This window comes from Roseibium sp. FZY0029 (genome assembly GCF_036350355.1).
In the GTDB taxonomy this organism is placed as follows: domain Bacteria; phylum Pseudomonadota; class Alphaproteobacteria; order Rhizobiales; family Stappiaceae; genus Roseibium.
Genome location: NZ_JAZDVZ010000001.1, coordinates 732,453 through 753,976, shown reverse-complemented (window position 1 = coordinate 753,976; position 21,524 = coordinate 732,453). Strand labels below are relative to the sequence as shown.

Below are 21,524 nucleotides of genomic sequence, written 5' to 3'. Positions count from 1 at the left end.
AATGGCAACGATTTTCAAGGACGGCGATTTCGTCGAGGAAACCTGGGTACGGACGGACACGGAAACCGGCGCTGCAGTCCAAGGCGACGCGCTTGTGCCGATGACCGTGTTTCTGGTCGATCCCGATGCGTTCCTGGCCCGTGACGGCAAGACCGCTGTCATCATTGAAGCCGGGGACGATGTCGAGCTGATTGAAAAATACCTCGACCGGCTGGCGCTGGTTGCCGTCGACTTCCCGAGCTTCTCAGATGGACGCGGTTTCTCCGCAGCCCGCATCCTGCGCGAGCAGATCGGCTACAAGGGCGATATCCGTGCAATCGGCAATTACATTCTTGATCAGGTGCCGCTGGCACGTCGTTGCGGTGTGTCGACGTTCGAAATTTCCAAGCCGGAAGTTCTGAAAGCCCTGAAAGCCGGTGAATGGCCCGAAGTGACCAAATACTTGCAGCCGGTCGGAACCGTGGACGAAATCCCGGAAGGTACGCGCCCCTGGGCACGTCGCTCCCACCGGGATCTGGCGGTTGCTGCGGAATAATCCGCACAAGCCTGTTTTGGCATTGTTGGCCACATGGCCGTGTCGCGTTCAGCACCTCAATACGAATGAACGTTTCAAGGGACCTCGTCAGGCGGGGTCCCTTTTATCGTTGCGGGCACACCTTTGCCGGCGGGTCAGAAACCGGATCGCAGTTCGTCAGTGGATTGAAACATCCGGTTACAGGGTGTGAATCGCGTTGTCACAAGACTGACTTATTATACGCCTTATGGTCTGGCGGCGAAGTAATTTGCCGGCGAACCGGTCGCCGCTGATCAGGCAAAGTGGCGGCAAATCGAGATGCCGGGGCCTTGCCTGTCGTTTCCCGGAATTCACTACCGCAGGCCGGTTTCGGTCCCCAGCAGGAATGTCGCTCAATGGCCGTCGCTCGCACTCTCGAAACGCTCTTCGATCTCAGGAAGCCCGCCGTCAAGACCAACAAGGTGCTAGTGGTCGGGGTCAGTTCCAAGCGATCGCTCGGTCTGGCAATCGGTGAACACATGCATCAGAACGGCTGGGAGACGGTTCTGACGTCGCGACGGCCTGAAAAACTGGCTGCGAAAACGCCGCATCACGACATCCGTTTTCTGGACTATCCGCAGTCCATTGATGCGATCGACGATCTGACCGACCTCACGGGCATGGTGTTCTGTCTTGCCAAGACCGACGTGACCGAGGCCGGGCAGGGCGGTCTTCTGGGCACGAGCGAAGAGAACTTTCTGAAGACCATCAGCACCAGTTGTTATGCCTTCATTGCCCTCGTGCGCGAGGTGCAGCGGCGCAATCCGAATCTCCGGTCTGTTGTCGCTCTGACCTTTCTGGGCGGCGAACGGGTCGTCCCCGGTTATGAGGTCCTTGGTGTCGCCAAGGCAGCGCTTGAGCATTCCGTCCGGGCGCTCGCCTCGGAACTGGGGCACGAGAACGTGCGTGTGAACGGGGTTTCCGCCGGCGCGGTTCCGACCACGTCGTCCCGTGTTCTGCCCGATTTCCGCAAGGTCCATGAGGTTCTGTCGCGCCAATCGTTCCTGCGCCGGGGCGTTACCGCAGAGGAAGTCGCCGGAGCCACAGCCTATCTGCTCAGTGACGTGTCCGGCGGGATGACGGGTGAAATCCTGCAGGTCAACGGCGGATTGCGTCACACGGTGCTGTAACGGCCCCAACCCGTTCCACGCTGTTTGCAGCAGGCGCAACCAGGGTTGTGTCTTCCTGATATCCTTCATGAGATAACGGCCGCTTCTGCGTGCGGAGCGGTCTGGTCATGGCCAAATACTCTCCAGGGCAAACGGCGAGTTTAAACGACGGGGCTTATAAAACCCGCGACGCACAAATTTAATGCATACTTTCTGGTGCAGTTTTATTAGATCTTTAGACTAACACCGTCATTACACGGTCCATGGTTCAACGGCTCGACGACCGGAACCTTCCAAAACAAAAGCGCATTTCAGGAAGTGTGGAACGCCCGGCAGCGAATGCCTGAACTATTTATATTCGCGCTGCCGGAGATGGAGAATGCTGTGGTCGCAAATATATGCAGAAAGGGTGGTGTCCTGGACCGCATCGCAAGGTTCGACCTCTGTGTACCGCTGTTGCTGGGCCTTGTTGTTTTCCTGATCTGTCTCTTTGGTATTCTGACGCGACCTGTTGGCTTTCTCGCCGCGATCTGGCCAGCCAACGCGGTTCTCCTCGGCCTGATGATACGCATGCCGAAATCGGCCGGATGGCAGGGTTGGCTTGCCGCCGCTGTTGCCTATATGGCGGCCGATCTGTTGGCCGGGTCGACACTGGAAAAGGCGGCGCTCCTGAATGCCGCAAACATGGCCGGGGTCATTGCCGGGTATCAGGTCTACAAGTATCTGCCCGCAGCTTCCAGCCGGCTCCAACACCCGGCTTCCCTTCTCCATCTTGCGATGGTTTCGGCAATAGCCTCATCCGTTGCAGGAATCGTCGGCGGCATTGCAAATCCGATCCTGTTCGGCGGGAGCATCTTTCCGGGATGGATCTTCTGGTCGACCACCGAATTGGTCAATTACATCTCTTTCCTGCCGGTTGTGCTTTCCGCTCCGAAACTGGATGGGATCCAAACCGATTTTTCCGTGCTGATCACGCGGTTTCGGCACGAAAAATGGCCACCTCTGGTATTGCTTCTGGTGTCCTGCATCGCCGGGGCACTTGTCGGCGGCCCCGGCGCCATTGCCTTCCCGGTACCGGCGCTGCTGTGGTGCGGTCTTGTCTATCCGGTGTTCCCGACCTCCATCCTCACACTCTGCATCGGCGTCTGGGGGCTGGTCATCCTTTCAAATGGGCTTGGCGACAGCAGCTCGCTCGAACTCGACGTGATGACGCTTATCTCTATCCGGCTGGGCATTTCCCTGGTCGCGCTGGCCCCGATCATGCTGTCCTGTGTCACGCAAAACCGGAATGCGCTGGTGGGCCGACTGCAATATCTTGCCAGCCACGATCAGCTTACGAACGTGCTGAACCGGAGTGCCTTTCGTGAAGAGGCCGCCCGCAGGCTTGCTCTCGGAACGAGCGGCTTTGCTCTGCTGATGGTTGATCTCGATGACTTCAAGGGGGTCAACGACACCCATGGACATGCCACCGGTGACACCGTGCTGGTCAATTTCGTTCAGCGGGTGAAAAGTACCCTGCCGTCTGGAAGCCTTCTTGGCCGCATGGGCGGTGAGGAATTTGCCGTCCTGATCCCGGACTGCCGGCAGGTTGATGCCGTGGCCGAAGCGGAAAATATCCGTCAAAGCGTCGGGACGAAGCCGCTTCCCGCCGGAGACGGCAAGGAAGTTCAGGTCACCGCAAGCCTGGGCGTCGTTGCTGTAGAGCATGGCGACCCAGACAGTCTGGACACACTGCTGGCCGAGGCCGACCGGCTTTGTTATCTGGCAAAGAAACGCGGCCGCAACCGCGTGGAAGCCGCTGCAGAGACGTGAGGCTTCCCGCCCGGCTGCGTCAGCCGTCTGTCTTTCCCGTCAGATAGCGCAACTGCGGAAAGATCTCTTCCAGCGCCGGATCCCGTCCGGTTTCCGCAATGGCGGTGTAGAACTGCCGATTGGCCTTCAGGTTGGCATAGCCGTGGATGAAGGCCCACAGCATGGTTTCAACGGATGTCCGATGCACCGGATTTTCGCAATTGTCCGCAGACAGCCCTTCCGACACCTCCCTTAGAACCGCATAGGCTTCCTGGCTGGCCGGCTGAAGATCCGGATAGATATCGATCCGCCGTTCCATGGAAAACATCAGCCGGAACAGATGCGGGTTGTCTTCCACGAAAGCGATGTAACCGCGTGCGCTGGCAAGGATCTGCGAGCGGGCGTCTTTCTCGGCGTCCGCCATGTGGCGGCGCATCGTCCCGGCAAACTCCCTGAAGCCTTCCGTTGCGATGGCGGCCTGGAGAACCGCGAGATTGGCGAAGTGGTTCTTCGGCGCCCCGTGCGACACACCGGCACGCGCGGCACAGGCCCGAAGCGAAAGCGCTTCCAGACCATCGTCGCGCAGAATTTCCAGTCCAGCCTGGATCAGGGCCTCTTTCAGGTTGCCGTGATGATATTTCGGGTCGCTCAGCTTTTTTCTCCAAAATAGACACTGTCAACATTTTCGTTGACGGGATGGAATTCGGTATATAGACAGTGACAACATTGCTGGGGTCGCAATGCAGAAGGGTTGTCTTATGTCGTCTAAGTGTTATGTGCGGGCTAGCCTCCTTGCAAGTCTCGCCCTTGCCGCAGTTCCGGCCAGGGGGGAGGAGCAGACGGACTGGAGCGTCCTGGTCGGCGCCGGCCCCTTCTTTGGCCCGGAGTATCTGGGGTCAAAGGATTATGGGTTCGTTCCCGGCATCATCGCGTCGGTGCAAAAAGGGCCGTATTTCGTCAAGTTCAACGGCCTGACGGCAACCGCCAACGTGCTGCCGTTCGAGAACTTTTATGCCGGTCCCCTGATTGGCTACGGCAGCGGCCGCAAGGATGTGTCCGACAAGGTTGTCGACAAACTTCCGGATGTTGACGAGGAATTGTGGGTCGGGGCCACGGTTGGCGGCGGCTATGCCGGTCTGCTGCTGGATCGCGACTCGCTCGGGGCAAGTGTCGACATCGCCCATGACGTCATCGGCGACAGCGGCACCACGGCAACATTCAGTCTGGGCTATGAAATCAATGCCACACAGCGTTTGGCCTTTGGCCTCGATGTGTCGACGACCTTTGCTGACGGGGCCTATGCCGATGCCTATTATTCCGTGACCGCAAAAGGCGCGGCCGCAAGCGGCCTGAAGGAATACAAGGCCGACGCCGGGTTCCGGGACGTGAGCTTGGATGTGTCCTCAAGGTTCGCGGTTACCGAACATTGGGGCGTCGGCGGTCTTGTTGGCGGCTCGGTGCTTCTCGGCAGCATGGCCGACAGCCCGATTGTCGAAGACCGCGGCGAAGCGCTGAGCGGCCATGGCGGCCTGTTTCTCTGGTACAAGTTCTGATCGCCAGTGGGCACGGCTCACCTTTCACTGACGGAAAAGCTGTGCCAGCACAAAGCCAGGAAAGATCAGTAGAGGCGCCAGCGTCAGAATCATGCCGATGGCCCGGCCGATGCCGAAACCGGACGTGACCAGCGTGCCGTAATGCAGAATGCGGCCGACCAGCAAGGCGCCGCCGACGGACCAGAGCAACACCCCCGGTGCTCCGGCGAGTTCCGCGGCGCCCATGGCCAGCAGGCTCATCGGCGCGGTTTCCGTAAAATTGCCATGCGCCCGCATGCGCTTCAGGAGGGTCTCATCACCTCCATCCATAAACTGGATACCGCTTTTGGCCCGCCGGGGGCCGACGGCCACGGTCATAGGCACCTGCAGCAGGGCAAACACAGCAACAAAGAGAGCCGTCACCGGCAGAAAAGTCATCGGTTGCATAGGGAATTCCTTCGAGAAAGTCCTGTCGAAAGACGGACGCAGGTTGCTCGCCCCAGGGGAACCCCGGCGCAAGGCCGGGGCGGCTGAAGGGCGGGGCGTCATGTGCCAATCGCCAGGCGCATTCATGCGTCGGCGGGTTCACTGTATTTGATCATCGCGATAACACCGCCGAGCGGATCGATGATCGTCGCCATGCGGCCGACGTTTGGAATGTCCATCGGTTCCATTGCCACCGTTGCACCGAGCCCGCGCGCCTTTTCGACGCGCGCATCGACATTGTCGACCGTCACGTAGGGCAGCCAGCGCGGGTTGTCGGTTTCCATCGCAGGAAAGCCACCAATCATCTCCTCATTGTTCAGGATCATCGTGTAGGGGCCGACACCCATATCCACGGTTTTTGTTTCCCAGCCGAGCAGGTTGGAATAGAAGGCCTGCGCCTTGGCGGCGTCGGCGCAGTGAAGTTCCATCCAGCTGAATGCGCCATGGGTTTGCGACGGAGTGCTCATGTCTTTCATCCTCATCGTTGAACAGGTCACCTGGTCAAGCCAGGTGATCAGAGGACGGCGGGGAAGGGAGAGATCCGACAGGAGCTGCAAAAAAAAATTCTGGGCAGATTTGGTCTCAGGCAGCGACAGCTGGAGACGTGGTCACTTTCTGGGAAGACCGTTCATCTTCTTGAGGATGTGGGCGCGGTCGACATCGGTACCGGCAAAGTCCAGGGCGGTCCGAAAACCCGCCAGAGCCTCTTCGTATCTGCCCAGGTCTTGCAGAAACGTGGCGCGCACAACATGGAAATTCGGGTAGCGCTCCAGAGAGCTGGCAAGCTTTTCCAGGCTGCCCAATGCTTCCAGCGACCCTTTCAGCTTTGCCTGGACCACGGCACGGTTGAGCGCGACAACAGGCGAAGGCCGGATATGTTGCAGTGCCCGGTAGAGCCGGTCGATCTCCGCCCAGTCGGTCCGTGCATAGGTGGCCGCCTGGGTGTGCGTCGCGGCGATGGCCGCCTCGATCTGGAAGGGCCCGGGCCGTGCCTTGAGCAGGGCAGCTTCAAGAAGAACGTTGCCCTCCGCGATCAGTGTCCGGTCCCAGAGCGAACGGTCCTGATCTTCAAGCGTAATGGCACTGCCATCCTCACTGAGCCGCGCGCTGCGGCGGGAATGCTGGACCAGGCACAGGGCAAGCAGCCCGCGCAGTTCCGGTTCTTCGGGAAAAAGCCGAACGATCAGGCGGGCAAGGCGGATCGCTTCCTCGCACAGCGGCTCACGGATCAGCTCTTCTCCCTGCGATGCGCAATAACCTTCGTTGAAGATCAGATAGATGGCATTGGCAACGGCTGAAAGCCGTTCGGAACGAGCGCTCCTGTCCGGCTCTTCATAGGTGAGGTTCGCCGCCTGCAGCCGTTTTTTGGCCCGCGTGATGCGCTGTTCCATGGTCTTGGGCTGGACAAGAAACGCACGGGCAATTTCCTCGACCGTGAGACCGGCGACGATTTTCAGCGAAAGGGCAATCTGCTGGTCCCGGCGCAGCACCGGGTGACAGCAGGTAAACAGAAGACGCAGAATGTCGTCCCGGTAGACAGAATGATCCAGTGATTGCGTCAGGTCATCTTCCGGATGAGGGCCTTTTGATAGCGGGGCGAGATCGTCCGGTGCCGTGAGCGTTTCCCTCTTGCGTTTGCGCAAGGCATCGACGCCGGCATTGCGTCCTGCGACGATCAGCCAGGAAACCGGATCGCCCGGCATCTGGTCGGGTGACCAGGTCTTGAGGGCTCTGAGCGAGGCCTCCTGAAACGCGTCCTCGGCAAGGTCGATGTCGCCGAAGACACGATTGAGAGCCGCCAGCACGCGTGGGCGGGCCGCCCTAAGATGCGTTGATAACCAGGCGCTCGGCATTCTTGAAATCAGCTCCCTCGAAGAACTGCACCGGGCGGATTTCAATGCGGCCATGATCGAGCGGCAGGATCTTCACCGCCTCGATTGCCTCTTCCAGTGTCGGGCAGTCGATCAGGTAAAAGCCCATGAACTGCTCTTTCGTCTCCGCAAAGGGCCCGTCGGTAACAACAAAGTCGTCGTTGTTCTTGTTGATGGTGACGGATGTTCCCGTCGACATCAGTCTGGTGGCAGCGGCGAAGGACTTGTTTGTCTTGGTGTGTTCGTGAAAGGCGCCGTGTTTCTGATAGATGGTGGCAAGCTCTTCCGGTGGCAGAGCGTCGATGAAATCTTCACTGGCATAAATCAATACGGAAAACAGCATGTCGGTCCCTCCGGTTCCTTGGATTGATACCCGAGGAACGTTCAGGGGCGAGCTTAGCCGACAGCCGGACCAAAAAAAGAGAAATCTTGTCCACCAGCCTCACCCCTGCTGCGCAAAAAAGGGGCAGGCGCTTGTCTCGTCAGCGGACAGCGTTCAGCCTACGCCTATGCATTGCCAATGAGAACACCTGCGGCAAAGACCAGAGAACCGCCAAGGACAACCTGAAAGGCCGCCCGCAGAAACGGTGTTTCCATGTAGCGGTTCTGGATCCAGGCAATCGCCCACAATTCGAAGAAAACGACGACGGCCGCGACGCTTGTCGCTGTCCAGAATTCGGGAATGAGATAGGGCAGGGCGTGGCCAAGGCCGCCGAGCGCGGTCATGATGCCGGAGGCAAGGCCGCGCTTCAGCGGCGACCCGCGACCGGACAACACGCCATCGTCATGGGCAGCTTCCGTAAAGCCCATGGAGATACCCGCCCCGACCGAGGCCGACAGGCCGACAAGGAAGGTCTGCCAGGTATCCTGCGTTGCGAAGGCGGCGGCGAAGATCGGGGCCAGCGTCGACACGGACCCGTCCATCAGGCCGGCAAGACCCGGCTGGACATAGGTCAGAATGAATTGCCGGCGTTCCGTCTGGCGCTCTTGCTCCTGTACGTCCTCAGGCGTGTGTTTTGCGCCCAGGCGCTGGGCAAGGCTTTCATGCCCCTTTTCGGCCATTGCAAGATCGCCGAGAAGCTTGCGGGTTCCCGCGTCAGACGTGCGCTTGGCAGCTTCGATATAGAAACGGTAGGCTTGGGCTTCCATTTCTTCTGCCATCGCCCGGACCTTTTCCAGCCCAAGCGGGCGCACGAGCCAGTCGGGCTTGCGGTCGTAGTAGCCACTGACGTGCTCGCGGCGGATGAGCGGGATCGTTTCGCCGAACCGCGTGCGATGCCGTTCGATCAGCAACTGCCTGTGCTGGTTTTCCTCTGCCGCCATGTCGTCGAAGACCTTGGCAGATTGTGGAAACTGCTCGCGCAGACCGTCGGCATAAGCCTTGTAGATGCGGGCATCGTCTTCTTCGGAGGAAATCGCAAGCGCCAGGATTTCCTGTTCGGAAAGGGACGAGAAATCCCGCTTTCCAAATCTGAAAACTCGTCCGAACATCAATGCCTCTCACGATGGAATGCCATGGTGCGGGAGTTCCGCATCCGGCGCAGCAGAAATGGCCTGCCCACAGCCGGACTGGCCGCTGGCAGGTTATGTTCGGATGTTAGCAAATAAAACAATGCCGAACCGGTGCCACGATGACGCATGTTCCATCGTCATGGCAACCGGTCCGGCAAACGTTGTCAGCCGAGCCAACCGTCGCGCTTCAGCACCTGATAGGTCTCGTCGAGGGTTTTCTCGGCGGTCTTTACCAGAATGTCGGCTTCTTCATGGGTCAGCACCAGCGGCGGCGAGATAATCAGGCTGTCGCGCACCGCGCGCATGACCATGCCGTTGCCGAAGGAAATATCGCGGCAGACGGTGCCGGCCGTGCCGACGTTCTTGAAGGGCTTATGCGGGTTCTTCTTGTCCGGCACCAGTTCCAGCGCACCGACTAGGCCCGCCATGCGGGCTTCGCCGATCAACGGATGGTCGCCCAGCTTAAGCCAGCGTTCCTTGAGATACGGACCGATGTCGGTCTTGACGCGCTCGACAAGGCCTTCCCGCTCGATGATTTCCAGATTGGCGAGCGCAGCCGCGGCACATGCCGGGTGACCGGAATATGTGTAGCCGTGATAAAATTCCTCGCCCGACATCATCAGGCCCTCGGCCACGCGGTCAGACACCATGACACCGCCCATGGGCAGATACCCGGAGGTCAGGCCCTTGGCGATCGGCATCAGGTCAGGCTTCATGCCGTAATGGGTCGAGCCGAACCATTCGCCGAGGCGGCCGAAGCCGCAGATGACTTCGTCGGAGACGAACAGGATATCGCGCTCGTCGAGGATGCGGCGGATTTCCGGCCAGTAGGTCTCCGGCGGAATGATGACACCGCCCGCGCCCTGGATCGGTTCTGCGATGAAGGCCGCGACCTTGTCTTCGCCGAGTTCGTCGATGGCTTCTTCCAGCTTGCGGGCGGCGAAGACACCGAACTCTTCGGGGCTCATCTCGTGGCCTTCACCGAACCAGTATGGCTGGTCGATGTGATGGACGCCAGGCACGGGAAGATCACCCTGCTCGTGCATGCCCTTCATGCCGCCCAGGCTGGTACCGGCGAGCGTGGAGCCGTGATAGCCGTTCCAGCGGCCGATGATCACTTTCTTGTCCGGTTTGCCCATCTTGTCCCAATAGGTGCGGACCATGCGGAACACGGTGTCGTTGGCCTCGGAGCCGGACGAGCAGTAGAAGACCTTGTTGATGTGGTCGGGCGCCAGTTTCGCCAGCTTTTCCGACAGGGCAATCGCGGGCGGATGGGTCGTCTTGAAGAACGTGTTGTAGTAGGACAGCTCGTTCATCTGCTTGTAGACCGCGTCCGCAATTTCCTTGCGGCCATGGCCCACCTGAACGCACCACAGACCGGCCATGCCGTCCAGGATACGGTTGCCTTCCGAATCGGTCAGCCAGATCCCGTCGGCATGGGTGATCACCCGGCTGCCTTCCTCGTTCAGCGACTTCATGTCGGAAAACGGATGCCAGTGATGGGCGGCATCGAGTTCCTGAAGGGCCTTGGTCGGATAGATGTTGGAATGGGCCGTCATTGGCGAACGCTCCGGATAGTGACAGACGGGATCAGACGTTAAGCAGCAGGTATTCCCGCTCCCAGGGGCTGATCACGGACATGAAGGTTTCAAATTCCTCGTATTTGATCGCTCGGTAGGTGGCGACGAATTGTTCGCCGAACACCTCGATCATCTCTTCGGATTTTTCGAACTTGGCGAGAGCCTCGGGCAGGCCGCGCGGCAGGGACTTGGACCGTTCCGAACAGTCGTCGGACTTCGGAGAATCCGGCTTCAGGCCGTGGACCATGCCCAGATAGCCGCAGGCAAGGCTTGCGGCGATGGCGAGATAGGGATTGACGTCGGAGCCCGGCACACGGTTTTCCAGACGCCGCGCCTGGGCGTTGGAATAAGGCACGCGCAGGCCAACCGTGCGGTTGTCATATCCCCAATAGACGTTCACCGGCGCGGTCGAGGTCTTGGAGAACCGGCGGTAGGAATTGACGAAGGGTGCCATGATGCAGGTGACCCGCGGCAGGAACCGCTGGTGACCAGCGATAAACGACAGGAATGCCGGGGTTTCCTCGCCGTTTTCATCGGCAAAGATGTTCTTTCCGGTTTCCTTGTCGACCACCGACTGGTGGATGTGCATGGCCGAACCGGGCTGGTTCGACATCGGCTTCGACATGAAGGTGGCGTACATTTCGTGACGCAGCGCGGCTTCACGAATGGTGCGCTTGAACAGGAACACCTGGTCGGCCAGGGCCAGCGGATGGCCGTGGCGCAGGTTGATTTCCATCTGCGCAGCACCTTCCTCGTGGATCATGGTGTCGATCTCGAGGCCCTGCTGTTCCGACAGGTCGTAGATGTCGTCGATCAGGTCATCGAATTCGTTCAGCGCGGAAATCGAATAGGACTGACGGCCGACTTCAGGACGGCCGGACCGGCCCCGGGGCGGTTCCAGCGGGTAGTCGGGATCGGTGTTCGGACGGACGAGGTAAAATTCGATTTCCGGGGCCACAACCGGCTCCCAGCCCTTTTCCTCGTAGAGCTTGAGCACGCGTTTCAGCACGTTGCGCGGCGCGGTTTCGACCGGGTCGCCCTGGCGAGTAACGGCATCGTGGATGAGCTGAGCGGTCGGATCGCTTTCCCACGGCACCGTGGTCAGAGTGCTGTAGTCCGGCTTGAAATAGAGATCGCCGTCAATCGGATTGTGCTGAAACCAGTCGTCATCGTCCGGATAGTCGCCCGAAATCGTCTGGGCGAAGATCGAGGCGGGCATCGTCATGACTGGCCCGGAAAAGAATTTCCCCGTCGGCATCATCTTGCCGCGGGCAACGCCGGCAAGGTCCGGCACGATACATTCGATATCCTGGATGTTGCGCGCGTTGAGCCAGTCACGGGCGGCGTCGACGTCCGGGACGCCACGCAGGCTGTCGAGCGGGTTTTCGCTTTCGCTGGCAGGCGTTTCAGCAGTCACAAGAAGCTCCAATGGTTTGGCACTCTGGCCGGGGCAGGGAAGGCCATTTGGACGGTAAACAGGCATGTGATCAAGTGCCTGTCTGCGAAGGGCTGCCCCGGGTCGGAGAAATCATTTTGTGATCACAAAATGACACGGCTTGAGAAAAGGATCAACCGCCTGATGCGTCCGACAGGATTTCCTTGCCCAAAAGCCCCATTCCGTCGGTTATGTCGGCCTCGATCGCGGCCCGCAGCGCAGCGCCGTTCTGCTCTTCGATGGCGCGGATGGCTTCCTTGTGCCTGTCTTCCAGGCTGGCGGTGCCGACCCGTCCATAGACCGTGCGCATGAACGGCGCGAACTGCAGCCAGAGACTGTCGATCAGCGGCAGAAGAACCTTGGATCCGGACGCCCTGTAGATGCGGAAGTGAAAGGCGTGGTTCAGCCGCATATAGGCCTCGGCATCGCCGCTGGTCAGGCGCTCGTCGATGTCGTCGTCGATCGACCGAAGATCCTTTGCATCCCGGGATGTCAGGTGCGGAAGGGCCAATTCCGCCAATTCCGGTTCCAGCAGTCGCCGTGCTTTCAACACCTCGTCGAAGCGGGCCGGCGTCATGTCCGGCACCTGCACCCGTCCGTTGGGTTTGACCTCGAGAGCGTTCTCCGCAGCAAGCCTTTGCAGCACTTCGCGCACCGGCATCGGGCTGACACCCAGTTCCGCCGCAAGCCCCCGGATCGTCACGGCTTTTCCCGGAATGAAACGGCCCGAAAGCAGGCCGGATCGCACGGCGGCATCGACCTGTCCGCGGGTCGCGCCGCGAGACGTCGAGGGACCGGTGACCTCCTTCACGGGGCCGGATTGCAAAGCGGATCGCCGTAGGGCCAAAAACATGCTCCCGAAAAAGTCAAACGGTCAATTTATGCGTTCCCGCTTGACAGGGTTTTCCGAAAGTGATCACATTTTTAGAAAGGACGCAAACAAAAGCTGCCGGCTACCGCAGGAATGCGGACAGTCCAGTCAAGCAAGACGCAGGGGCGTAAAAACTCTAAATGAACGAGCTTCCCCACCAGATCCTCGAGCATCCGGCGCTGCCCGGCTGGAAGACGGATTTCGAGGCCTTCATGGCCGCTCATCCAGACCTTGATACGCTCGAGGTCATCCTGCCCGATACCAACGGCGTGCTGCGCGGCAAGTGGTTGCCGGGCAAGGCGCTGGAAAAAGTGTTCGAGGGCGGCGTTGCCTTTCCCTATTCGCTCTACGGGCTGGATGTGTGGGGCCGGGAGGTCGAGTCCACCGGCATGCACCTGGAAACCGGTGACAAGGACGGGGTCTGCTGGCCGATCCCCGAAACGCTGAAACTGGTTCCCTGGGCCGACCGCAAGACCGCCCAGGTGCTCTTGTCCATGTACGACCGGGACGGCGAACCGTTCCTGGCCGACCCGCGCCATGTTCTGGAAAACATGGTCGACCGCCTCAAGAACGAATTCGGCGTGACGGCGACCTGCGCCTTCGAGCTGGAGTTCTACCTTTTCGAGGAGAGCGACGGTGACTGGACCGAGCAGCCGAAGCCGCTGTTCTCCACGCATCTCGGTCCCGCACGGCAGAACATGTATGCCCTGTCGGACCTGGAAGCCCTGCTGCCGGTGGTCGATGATCTGCGCCGGGCCTGCGAGGTTCAGGGCATTCCGGCCGATGCGGCGGTTTCCGAAGCCGCGCCCGGCCAGTTCGAACTCAATCTGCACCATCGCCGCAACCCGTTGCTGGCCGCCGACGATGTCGTCATGCTGCGCCGTCTCGTGGCCGGGGTCGCCCGCAAGCACGAGCTCAAGGCCTCCTTCATGGCCAAGCCCTTTGTGGAATGGCCCGGCAACGGCATGCATGTGCATGTGTCCATGGAAGACGATAACGGCAATTTGTTCGCGGACCCGGAAACCGGTGCCGACAGGCTCGGTTATGCCATCAACGGCCTGTTGAAGACGATGCCGGAAGCCCTGCTTCTGTTCATCTCGACCTTCAACGGCTTCCGCCGGATGCAGCCGGGGTCCTATGCTCCGGCTTCCATCTGCTGGGGGTACGACAACCGGTCCGTGGCCTTGCGGGTTCCAGCCTCGACGCCGGAGGCGGCCCGCGTCGAACACCGGATCGCCGGCGCCGATGCCAATCCCTATCTTGTGCTCACCGGCGTTCTTGCCGGTATGATGGAAGGTCTCAGGCAGAAAAAGGATCCGCCCGCTCCTGTGACCGGCAACGCCTACGAGAAACGCAAGAAGCGCCTGACGCCCTGGATGGACGAAGCCATTGATGCCTTTGAAGCCTCGAAGCTGATGAAACAGGCAGTCGGCAAGGAAATGCACAAGGTGCTTACCGAGATCAAACGGGAGGAACTGAACGAATTTGGGCGGGAGATCTCGTCGCTTGAGCGACAGACCTATTTGTGATCGGCTGTTGCCCAAAATCGACGCTGGACAAAAACCGGCACCATAGCCAATCTGCGGGACAGACAAGACGCAAAAGCGCAAATGTCCATTTGCATTCAGGCACTAGGCCACCACAAGGCCTCAAACAAAACTCTGAGGGGAGTTCATAAATGACGTTGAAATCCATGTTGACCGGGGTCGCCGTTCTCAGCCTGATGAGCGGCGCCGCATTCGCCCAGGACAAGGTCGTGAATGTCTACAACTGGTCCGATTACATCGACGAAACCATTCTGGAAGACTTCACCAAGGAAACCGGTATCAAGGTCGTCTACGACGTGTTCGACAGCAACGAAGTGCTGGAAACCAAGCTGCTGGCTGGCGGCACGGGTTATGATGTCGTCGTCCCGACCGGAACCTTCCTGGCTCGCCAGATTCAGGCAGGCGTTTTCTCCGAACTCGACAAGTCCAAGCTGCCGAACCTGTCCAACATGTGGAAGGACATCGAGGCGCGCGTCGACAAATACGATCCGGGCAACAAGCACTCCATCAACTACATGTGGGGCACGACCGGCTTCGGCTACAATGTCGACAAGGTGAAAGAAGCCCTCGGCGACAACCCGCCGGTGGATAGCTGGGATCTCCTTTTCAAGAAGGAGAACATCGAGAAGCTGAAGGATTGCGGCGTGTTCATTCTGGACGCCCCGACCGAGCTGATCCCGGCCGCGCTCAACTATTTGGGTCTTGATCCGGACAGCAAGGATCCGGCGGAAATCGAAAAGGCAGGCGAACTGCTGATGTCGGTACGTCCATACATCCAGAAGTTCCACTCTTCCGAATACATCAACGCGCTCGCCAACGGTGATATCTGTCTGGCGGTCGGCTGGTCCGGCGATGTTCTGCAGGCCCGCGACCGTGCGGCGGAAGCCAACAATGGCGTGACCGTCGAGTATTCGATCCCGAAAGAGGGGGCGCTGATGTGGTTCGACCAGATGGCGATCCCGGCGGACGCTCCGCACAAGGAAGAAGCCCACGAGTTCCTGAACTACATCATGCGTCCTGAAGTCATGGCGAAGGCCTCCAACGTGGTCTACTACGCCAACGGCAACAAGGCCTCGCAGGAATTCCTCAACGAAGACGTGATCGGCGATCCGGCGATCTACCCGACCGAGGAAGCGGTGAAGAACCTCTACACCGTCACCCCTTATCCGCCGAAGGTGAACCGGGTCGTGACCCGCACCTGGACCGCGGTCAAGAGCGGTCAGTAAGCGAACGCGAACCGCCGGGCCCCCTGAAAAGGGTCCGGCGCTTTGGTTTTGGCGGGTCTCTTAGGGGTGGGAGATTGTTTTGGCGAAGAAATCGATTGGACCGGTTCGCCGGGCGTACAGCCCGTGGGACGATCCGGAAAAAGCACCGTTTATCGAATTCCGGAATGTCACAAAGAAATTCGGTGACTTCACTGCGGTCAACAACCTGTCTCTGAAGATCTACGAGCGCGAGTTTTTCGCGCTGCTTGGTGGCTCGGGCTGTGGCAAGACCACCTTGATGCGCATGCTGGCGGGCTTCGAGACGCCGACATCCGGGCAGATCTTTCTGGATGGTCAGGACCTTGCAGGAATTCCGCCTTTCAAGCGGCCCTCGAACATGATGTTCCAGTCCTATGCGCTGTTTCCGCATATGAGTGTCGAAAAGAACATCGCCTTCGGCCTGAAGCAGGACAAGCTTCCGGCGTCCGAGGTGGATGCGCGCGTTGCCGAAATGCTGCGGCTGACGAAGCTGGAACAATTTGCCAAACGCCGACCGCACCAGCTCTCGGGCGGCCAGCGCCAGCGCGTCGCGCTCGCCCGTTCGCTTGCAAAGCGTCCCAAGGTACTGCTGCTCGATGAGCCGCTCGGCGCGCTTGACCGCAAGCTTCGCGAGGAAACCCAGTTCGAACTGATGAACATTCAGGAAGAACTGAAGATGACCTTCCTGATTGTTACCCACGACCAGGAAGAGGCCATGACCGTTGCCGACCGCATCGCCGTCATGGACAAGGGCGAACTGGTGCAGGTCGCCACCCCGGCGGAAATCTACGAAGCTCCCAATTCCAAGTTCGTGGCCGACTTCATCGGCGACATCAACCTGATCGAAGCCAACGTCATCGAGAAATCGGGTGACGGCACCAGGCTTCGCTCGGTTGCGGATAATTTCTCCATCGATAGCGATCAGGTGACCGATGCCGCCGTGGGTGACCGGGTCTGGTATGCCATTCGTCCGGAGAAGGTGCGCATTGCGCAAGGTCGTCGCGAAAAGGGTGTTCCCAACAGGATCGATGGGGTCGTCTGGGACATCGCTTACCTGGGGGACATGTCCATCATCCATTCGAAAGTTGGCGACGACGACGGCGACACGCTGCGAGCCACCTTCGCCAATGTTTCGCGTATGGTCGAAAACCCGATCACCTGGGATGACGAGGTCGTCATGTCCTTCGACCGGGATGCCGGCGTAATACTCAAAGGGTAGGAGGAAACGATGTCCGACGTACACGTTCCCGCCCAACCCAAACGAACGCTTGGCGGCTGGCTGCTCATCGCGGTGCCCTATGTCTGGCTGCTGATTTTCTTTCTGGCGCCATTTCTGATCGTCTTCAAGATTTCCCTGTCACAGGTGGCGGTGGCCATTCCGCCCTATGTGCCAACCTTCGATCTGGCTGAAGGCTGGAATGGCATCTGGGACAGCATTTCGGAGTTCTCCTTCGAAAACTACATCTGGCTGACGGAAGATGACCTCTACTGGAAGTCCTATCTGTCCTCGGTCGTCATCGCGGCCATCTCCACTCTGCTGACGCTCATCATCGGTTACCCAATCGCCTACGGCATGGCACGCAGTCCGCAATCGTTGCGCCCGACGCTGCTGATGCTGGTGATCCTGCCGTTCTGGACCAGCTTTCTGATCCGCGTCTATGCCTGGATCGGTATCCTGAAAAACGAAGGTCTTCTCAACCAGCTCCTCCTGACGCTCGGCGTCATCGACGAACCGCTGGTGATCATGAATACCAACATCGCCGTCTTTATCGGCATCGTCTATTCGTATCTGCCGTTCCTGGTCCTGCCTCTTTATGCCAGCCTGGAGCGGCTGGACGGCAGCCTGCTGGAAGCGGCCGAGGATCTCGGGTGCCCGCCCTGGAAGGCCTTCTGGAAAATCACGGTGCCCCTGTCGCTGCCTGGTGTCATCGCGGGGTGTTTCCTGGTGTTCATTCCCGCCGTCGGTGAATTCGTCATCCCGGATCTACTCGGCGGTTCCAACACGCTGATGATCGGCAAGACGCTCTGGGTGGAATTTTTCAACAACCGCGACTGGCCCGTGTCGTCGGCGGTCGCCGTGATCCTCCTGATGATCCTGGTGGTTCCCATCGTGCTCTTCCAGAACCAGCAGCAGAAAATGTCGGAGAGAGAAGGATGACGCGCGGTCCGACCTGGTTCAACATCACCTCGCTCGTGGCAGGCTTTTCGTTCCTGTATCTGCCCATCTTGCTGCTGGTGATTTATTCCTTCAACGAAAGCCGGCTGGTGACTGTCTGGGGAGGCTTCTCCACCAAATGGTATGCCTCTCTGCTGCAGAACGATCAACTGCTCGACGCAGCCTGGGTGACCTTGCGCGTTGCCTTTGCCTCGGCCACCCTTGCAACGATCATCGGCACCATCGCCGCGCTTGTTCTGGTCCGCTCCGGACGCTTTGTCGGCCGCTCGCTGTTTTCCGGCATGATCTTCGCACCGCTGGTGATGCCCGAAGTGATCCTTGGCCTGTCGCTGCTTCTGCTCTTCGTGGCCATGGATTATTCCCGCGGTTTCTGGACCGTGATGCTGGCCCACACGACCTTTGCAAGCTGCTATGTGGCTGTCGTGGTGCAGTCGCGTCTCGTCGGATTCGACAAATCGATCGAAGAAGCGGCGGAAGATCTCGGCTGTCCGCCGGTCAAAACCTTCTTCCTGATCACCTTGCCGATCATTCTGCCCGGTGTCATCGCCGGCTGGATGCTGGCCTTCACACTGTCGCTGGACGATCTGGTGATCGCCAGCTTTACCACGGGCCCGGGGGCAACCACGCTGCCGATGAAGATCTATTCCCAGGTGCGGCTCGGGGTGACACCGGAAATAAACGCGGTCTGCACCATCCTTGTTGCTCTTGTCACCATGGGCGTGATCGCGGCCTCCATCGCGACCAAACGCCAGCAGGCGCAAAAGGAGCGGGATGAACGGGCCGCTTTCGGTGCGGAAGGCTGAAAGACCCACAGCAGAGCAGGCGCTGATCGGCTAGACGGGTCTGCCTGCAATACTGAATTTTAACAAAACCATGCCTATATTGCAGGCAGGTGCTGCACCTATTAGGTGTGTTCGCGCCTGTGGTTTTGTATCGGGGTATTGCGAGTGATGGCATTGCGTGAAACAGAGCATCTGCTGGCTCTGGAAAGCCGCGCTGTATCCCGGATCAGGGTTCGTGAGATCAAGGCCCCGTCGCTGTCGGAAATGAACAGTCTTTGGGCCTCCCTGAAAGGCGGCGCGGTGTCGACGCCATTTCAGACACCGGAATTTCTCGCAGCTTTTCAGGAGAGCGGTCAGCAGACAGGGGCAAGCGGATTTTCCGTCGGTGTTTTCACAGAGCCCGGCGAAAGCGAACATCCCCTGATGCTGTTGCCGCTGGCGCGTTATCAGCGGGGCCCGATCCGTGTCGTCGGCATGCCGGACTTCGGACTGGCAGATCAGAATGCGCCGGTCATTGCGGCTGGATGCCGGCTCTCCGGCGATTGCCGGGCTGAAATGATCCAGGCGTTTCTGCAGCGTATCGCCGATGCAGACGTTGTCGACATTCAGAAGCTGCACGACCGGGTCGACACCCTGGAAAATCCGCTGAGTTTTCTGCCTGAAACGATCTCTCACAGCAGCTCGCTTGTGCTTGATCTTCGGAGCGCGAATGCTACTGGCAACTGGTGTGGAAAGTCCGTCTACAAGAAGACCCGCTCCAAGTTCCGCAAGCTCGTGAGCGAAGGCGTCACGCTGGTTGAGGCGGTAACGCCTGAAGAGCGTGTCGACCTGTTCAGGACCCTGGCCGCACAGCGCAGGGAACGGTTCCGACAGCTCGGGCGGGTCGACAGCCTGGGTCGGGAAGACCGCTCAGCCTTCTATCTCCGCCTGGCGGCGATGGAAGCCTCCCCAACGCCTTTCAAGACCCTTGCGCTGAAGCAGGGTGAAGAAACCGTGGCTGCCATGGTGCTGATGATGACGGGCGCACAGGCAACCGCTGTCCTGGTGTCGATCGGGCATCCGAAATGGCACGCCTTTTCGCCGGGTATGGTGCTGTTTTCAAAGGCGATAGAGCGGGCTTACGAGGCGGGCGTACGCTGGTTCAGCTTTGGCACGGGTCAGCAGGAATACAAGCAGCGCTTTGGAGGGGATGAACACCCCTCCCGCCGTTTACTCATGCCGCTCAGCACACGCGGGCGACTGTTTGTCGGTGCTCGGGAAGCGCATCGCGCCGCACAGAACGTGCTTCAGATCGCGCTGCGCAGGAACGGAGTGGACTCGTGACCGAAATGCTGGTGATGGCAGAAAACGGGCCGTTCTGCGGGCAGTTGGCTGGGCATGATCTTGATGTTGTCTGGCATGAGCAACCCGGTGCAGACGTTTTGCGTTCGCTCTGGGCGTCTCTTCCCGGCGGAGCGGTCTGTTCGGCATTTCAGGCGCCGCAATTCGTCGAATGCTTTTTTCAGGAAATGGCCCCTGCGGCCTGTGACACCTTCGGGGTCCTTGCCGCCTATCGCGCCGGCTTGCCGGACCCGCTTGCATTGCTGCCACTGATCCGCTTCCGGAAAGGCCCGGTCCGCATCGCATCCACGCCCGACCTTGGCGTGGCGGACCAGAATGGACCGGTCCTGAGCAAGGCGCTCACAAGCGAAGGCGAAGAAACGGTGCAGGCGGTTTTGGCCGCCATGATCGAAGCCATTCCTGATGCTGATGTGGTGGACATCAAGAAACTGCACGCCTCGATAGGCAGCGCTTCTAATCCTTTCTTCCTGCATCCAAAGGCGAGCTTGGAAAGCTGTAGCCTCAGCCTTGATGCCGACGCCCTGCTTGCGGCCGGAACCGGCTCCGGGCATGGGGTTTACAAGAAGGTAAGGGTCAACTTTCGCAAGCTTCAAGGGGAAGGCGTGCAGCTGGTCGAGGCGACGACCCCTGAAGAGCGAGTGAAAAATCTCGAAGCTCTGATTGTCAGCAAGGCGGAGCGTTTCAAGGCTCTCGGTCGCTTGAACTCCATGAAACTGGACAACCGCGAGGATTTTTATCGGGCCCTGGCGGCCCAGCCGGGACGTGAAAATCCCTTCAAGGTTCTGGCGTTGCGGTGCGGTGATGACATTGTCGCCGTGGTTGCCATGATGGTGGAAGACGGCTTCGCGACCCTTGTTTTGATTTCGATCGGGCCCGAGCAATGGCATCGGTTTTCACCTGGCATGGTGGCGCTCGTTCATTCCATCTACTGGGCGCGGGACAACAATATTCGCAACTACAGTTTTGGCACCGGTCTGCAGGACTACAAAAGCAGGTTCGGTGCCACGGAACAGTCAACGCGGCGCTTGCTTCTGCCGCTTACGGTCAAGGGCCATGCAGCGATCACGGCCCTCAAGGCCAAAAAGGGCCTCCGCGAAACCGTTGATCGCTGGAAACAGCAGAAAACCAGTCAGACCGCCTAAAGGGAACCGTCACCCCGCCCGCGGGGGACGGATCAGGTAGATGACCAGCCAGATCGGTACGACGATAAATGCGCCGAGGATCATGTTGGGAATGGCCCAGTCCCGGAACTCCAGCAGATAGATCCACAGCTCCAGCGGGCTCATGCCGACGGACCCCAGAATGTCCTGCGCGGTGATGTTCACGAAGGAAAGACCCGCCCCGACGAGCAACGAGATGGCTGCGATCTTGAAGAATGTCGACAGAAACGGGAACACGGTGCGTGGTGTCTTTCAGTAGGCTCAAGGTAACCGGTGCCCGGGAGAGTGGTGATAACACCCCGCGGCCGGTGCTCAATTCTTGCCATTAAGAATTTACAAACCATAAACAACTTGCCGGAAACCGCGTAAAACCGAGCAGCAACGGCAGTTCGGTGCTGGCTATTGCGGGGCAAATCGATTAAGTGACGGACCATTCATGTTTTTCGCTGCAACGCGGCAAAGAGCTCTTGACCCGGTCGAACCAAGCGGCGAATGTGCGCCACACGCATGTAGCGGTCTTAAACGGGAGTGAAA

General features: G+C 59.5%; 21 protein-coding genes. 11 read left to right on the top strand and 10 right to left on the bottom strand.

All coding sequences use genetic code 11. The annotated features are described in order from the left end of the window. Position 1: 1 nt before the first annotated feature. The 3 genes from V1T76_RS03445 (at position 2) to V1T76_RS03435 (ending at position 3,474) form a co-directional block, all read left to right on the top strand. On the top strand, positions 2-535 hold the full coding sequence (locus V1T76_RS03445; RefSeq protein ID WP_330559207.1) for a DUF934 domain-containing protein: 534 nt from the start codon (positions 2-4) through the stop codon (positions 533-535). Between the two features lie 374 nt (positions 536-909). Continuing rightward, positions 910-1,683: an enoyl-ACP reductase FabI gene (locus tag V1T76_RS03440; RefSeq protein ID WP_330559206.1), complete on the top strand. Its 774-nt coding sequence runs from the start codon at positions 910-912 to the stop codon at positions 1,681-1,683. 318 nt (positions 1,684-2,001) lie between these two features. Next, on the top strand, positions 2,002-3,474 hold the full coding sequence (locus V1T76_RS03435; RefSeq protein WP_330559205.1) for a GGDEF domain-containing protein: 1,473 nt from the start codon (positions 2,002-2,004) through the stop codon (positions 3,472-3,474). A gap of 19 nt (positions 3,475-3,493) precedes the next feature. Here the strand turns inward: V1T76_RS03435 and V1T76_RS03430 are convergent, their stop codons facing one another. Then, positions 3,494-3,982 carry a TetR-like C-terminal domain-containing protein gene (locus tag V1T76_RS03430; protein ID WP_330559204.1) on the bottom strand — a complete coding sequence of 163 codons (489 nt, stop codon included), beginning with the start codon at positions 3,980-3,982 and terminating at the stop codon, positions 3,494-3,496. Positions 3,983-4,211: 229 nt separating this feature from the next. On the opposite strand from V1T76_RS03430, the gene V1T76_RS03425 reads away from it, so the two are divergent. Further along, entirely contained in the window at positions 4,212-5,006 is a 795-nt protein-coding gene (locus V1T76_RS03425) for a MipA/OmpV family protein (RefSeq protein WP_330559203.1), read from the top strand. Positions 5,007-5,030: 24 nt separating this feature from the next. Here the strand turns inward: V1T76_RS03425 and V1T76_RS03420 are convergent, their stop codons facing one another. The 8 genes from V1T76_RS03420 to V1T76_RS03385 form a co-directional block, all read right to left on the bottom strand. After that, positions 5,031-5,432 carry an MAPEG family protein gene (locus V1T76_RS03420; protein WP_330559202.1) on the bottom strand — a complete coding sequence of 134 codons (402 nt, stop codon included), beginning with the start codon at positions 5,430-5,432 and terminating at the stop codon, positions 5,031-5,033. Positions 5,433-5,554: 122 nt separating this feature from the next. Next, complete coding sequence (locus V1T76_RS03415; protein ID WP_330559201.1) at positions 5,555-5,938, bottom strand: VOC family protein; 384 nt, start codon at positions 5,936-5,938, stop codon at positions 5,555-5,557. Between the two features lie 141 nt (positions 5,939-6,079). Continuing rightward, positions 6,080-7,324: an RNA polymerase sigma factor gene (locus V1T76_RS03410; RefSeq protein ID WP_330559200.1), complete on the bottom strand. Its 1,245-nt coding sequence runs from the start codon at positions 7,322-7,324 to the stop codon at positions 6,080-6,082. Beyond that, positions 7,293-7,685, bottom strand: a complete 393-nt coding sequence (locus V1T76_RS03405; protein WP_148585369.1) for a YciI family protein — start codon at positions 7,683-7,685, stop codon at positions 7,293-7,295. Before V1T76_RS03405 ends, V1T76_RS03410 begins: the two co-directional genes overlap by 32 nt. Before the next feature lie 164 nt (positions 7,686-7,849). After that, entirely contained in the window at positions 7,850-8,833 is a 984-nt protein-coding gene (gene mbfA / locus V1T76_RS03400; RefSeq protein WP_330559199.1) for an iron exporter MbfA, read from the bottom strand. Between the two features lie 185 nt (positions 8,834-9,018). Next, the gene (locus tag V1T76_RS03395; protein ID WP_330559198.1) at positions 9,019-10,413 is read right to left on the bottom strand and encodes an aspartate aminotransferase family protein; all 1,395 of its coding nucleotides are present in this window, start codon (positions 10,411-10,413) and stop codon (positions 9,019-9,021) included. A gap of 31 nt (positions 10,414-10,444) precedes the next feature. Beyond that, positions 10,445-11,917 (bottom strand): glutamine synthetase family protein, encoded by a 1,473-nt coding sequence (locus V1T76_RS03390; RefSeq protein WP_442970078.1) that lies wholly within the window; start codon positions 11,915-11,917, stop codon positions 10,445-10,447. A gap of 85 nt (positions 11,918-12,002) precedes the next feature. After that, positions 12,003-12,695 (bottom strand): GntR family transcriptional regulator, encoded by a 693-nt coding sequence (locus tag V1T76_RS03385; protein WP_330559196.1) that lies wholly within the window; start codon positions 12,693-12,695, stop codon positions 12,003-12,005. A 185-nt stretch (positions 12,696-12,880) separates the two neighbouring features. Between V1T76_RS03385 and V1T76_RS03380 the strand changes: the two genes are divergently transcribed. The 7 genes from V1T76_RS03380 to V1T76_RS03350 all read left to right on the top strand — a co-directional run bounded on the left by V1T76_RS03380 (position 12,881) and on the right by V1T76_RS03350 (position 20,972). Continuing rightward, a complete protein-coding gene (locus V1T76_RS03380; RefSeq protein ID WP_330559195.1) occupies positions 12,881-14,269 on the top strand; it encodes a glutamine synthetase family protein in 1,389 nt (462 codons plus the stop codon). A 149-nt stretch (positions 14,270-14,418) separates the two neighbouring features. Then, positions 14,419-15,513, top strand: a complete 1,095-nt coding sequence (locus V1T76_RS03375) for a polyamine ABC transporter substrate-binding protein (protein WP_330559194.1) — start codon at positions 14,419-14,421, stop codon at positions 15,511-15,513. Between the two features lie 79 nt (positions 15,514-15,592). After that, a complete protein-coding gene (locus V1T76_RS03370; RefSeq protein WP_330559193.1) occupies positions 15,593-16,750 on the top strand; it encodes an ABC transporter ATP-binding protein in 1,158 nt (385 codons plus the stop codon). Between the two features lie 9 nt (positions 16,751-16,759). Continuing rightward, a complete protein-coding gene (locus V1T76_RS03365; RefSeq protein WP_330559192.1) occupies positions 16,760-17,689 on the top strand; it encodes an ABC transporter permease subunit in 930 nt (309 codons plus the stop codon). Then, on the top strand, positions 17,686-18,510 hold the full coding sequence (locus V1T76_RS03360; protein ID WP_330559191.1) for an ABC transporter permease: 825 nt from the start codon (positions 17,686-17,688) through the stop codon (positions 18,508-18,510). Before V1T76_RS03365 ends, V1T76_RS03360 begins: the two co-directional genes overlap by 4 nt. 147 nt (positions 18,511-18,657) lie before the next feature. Beyond that, the gene (locus V1T76_RS03355; protein ID WP_330559190.1) at positions 18,658-19,812 is read left to right on the top strand and encodes a GNAT family N-acetyltransferase; all 1,155 of its coding nucleotides are present in this window, start codon (positions 18,658-18,660) and stop codon (positions 19,810-19,812) included. 5 nt (positions 19,813-19,817) lie between these two features. Next, the gene (locus tag V1T76_RS03350) at positions 19,818-20,972 is read left to right on the top strand and encodes a GNAT family N-acetyltransferase (protein ID WP_330559417.1); all 1,155 of its coding nucleotides are present in this window, start codon (positions 19,818-19,820) and stop codon (positions 20,970-20,972) included. Between the two features lie 9 nt (positions 20,973-20,981). On the opposite strand, the gene V1T76_RS03345 is transcribed toward V1T76_RS03350, so the two are convergent. Further along, on the bottom strand, positions 20,982-21,227 hold the full coding sequence (locus V1T76_RS03345; RefSeq protein ID WP_330559189.1) for a DUF6460 domain-containing protein: 246 nt from the start codon (positions 21,225-21,227) through the stop codon (positions 20,982-20,984). Between the last annotated feature and the right edge of the window lie 297 nt (positions 21,228-21,524).

What these genes read in the sequence shown, in the direction of transcription:
- V1T76_RS03445 (WP_330559207.1), top strand. Translation starts at nt 2, where the DNA reads ATGGCAACGATTTTCAAGGACGGCGATTTCGTCGAGGAAACCTGGGTA.
- V1T76_RS03440 (WP_330559206.1), top strand. Translation starts at nt 910, where the DNA reads ATGGCCGTCGCTCGCACTCTCGAAACGCTCTTCGATCTCAGGAAGCCC.
- V1T76_RS03435 (WP_330559205.1), top strand. Translation starts at nt 2,002, where the DNA reads ATGCCTGAACTATTTATATTCGCGCTGCCGGAGATGGAGAATGCTGTG.
- V1T76_RS03425 (WP_330559203.1), top strand. Translation starts at nt 4,212, where the DNA reads ATGTCGTCTAAGTGTTATGTGCGGGCTAGCCTCCTTGCAAGTCTCGCC.
- V1T76_RS03420 (WP_330559202.1), bottom strand. Translation starts at nt 5,432, where the DNA reads ATGCAACCGATGACTTTTCTGCCGGTGACGGCTCTCTTTGTTGCTGTG.
- V1T76_RS03415 (WP_330559201.1), bottom strand. Translation starts at nt 5,938, where the DNA reads ATGAGCACTCCGTCGCAAACCCATGGCGCATTCAGCTGGATGGAACTT.
- V1T76_RS03410 (WP_330559200.1), bottom strand. Translation starts at nt 7,324, where the DNA reads ATGCCGAGCGCCTGGTTATCAACGCATCTTAGGGCGGCCCGCCCACGC.
- V1T76_RS03405 (WP_148585369.1), bottom strand. Translation starts at nt 7,685, where the DNA reads ATGCTGTTTTCCGTATTGATTTATGCCAGTGAAGATTTCATCGACGCT.
- mbfA (WP_330559199.1), bottom strand. Translation starts at nt 8,833, where the DNA reads ATGTTCGGACGAGTTTTCAGATTTGGAAAGCGGGATTTCTCGTCCCTT.
- V1T76_RS03395 (WP_330559198.1), bottom strand. Translation starts at nt 10,413, where the DNA reads ATGACGGCCCATTCCAACATCTATCCGACCAAGGCCCTTCAGGAACTC.
- V1T76_RS03390 (WP_442970078.1), bottom strand. Translation starts at nt 11,917, where the DNA reads ATGCCTGTTTACCGTCCAAATGGCCTTCCCTGCCCCGGCCAGAGTGCC.
- V1T76_RS03380 (WP_330559195.1), top strand. Translation starts at nt 12,881, where the DNA reads ATGAACGAGCTTCCCCACCAGATCCTCGAGCATCCGGCGCTGCCCGGC.
- V1T76_RS03375 (WP_330559194.1), top strand. Translation starts at nt 14,419, where the DNA reads ATGACGTTGAAATCCATGTTGACCGGGGTCGCCGTTCTCAGCCTGATG.
- V1T76_RS03365 (WP_330559192.1), top strand. Translation starts at nt 16,760, where the DNA reads ATGTCCGACGTACACGTTCCCGCCCAACCCAAACGAACGCTTGGCGGC.
- V1T76_RS03360 (WP_330559191.1), top strand. Translation starts at nt 17,686, where the DNA reads ATGACGCGCGGTCCGACCTGGTTCAACATCACCTCGCTCGTGGCAGGC.
- V1T76_RS03355 (WP_330559190.1), top strand. Translation starts at nt 18,658, where the DNA reads ATGGCATTGCGTGAAACAGAGCATCTGCTGGCTCTGGAAAGCCGCGCT.
- V1T76_RS03350 (WP_330559417.1), top strand. Translation starts at nt 19,818, where the DNA reads ATGCTGGTGATGGCAGAAAACGGGCCGTTCTGCGGGCAGTTGGCTGGG.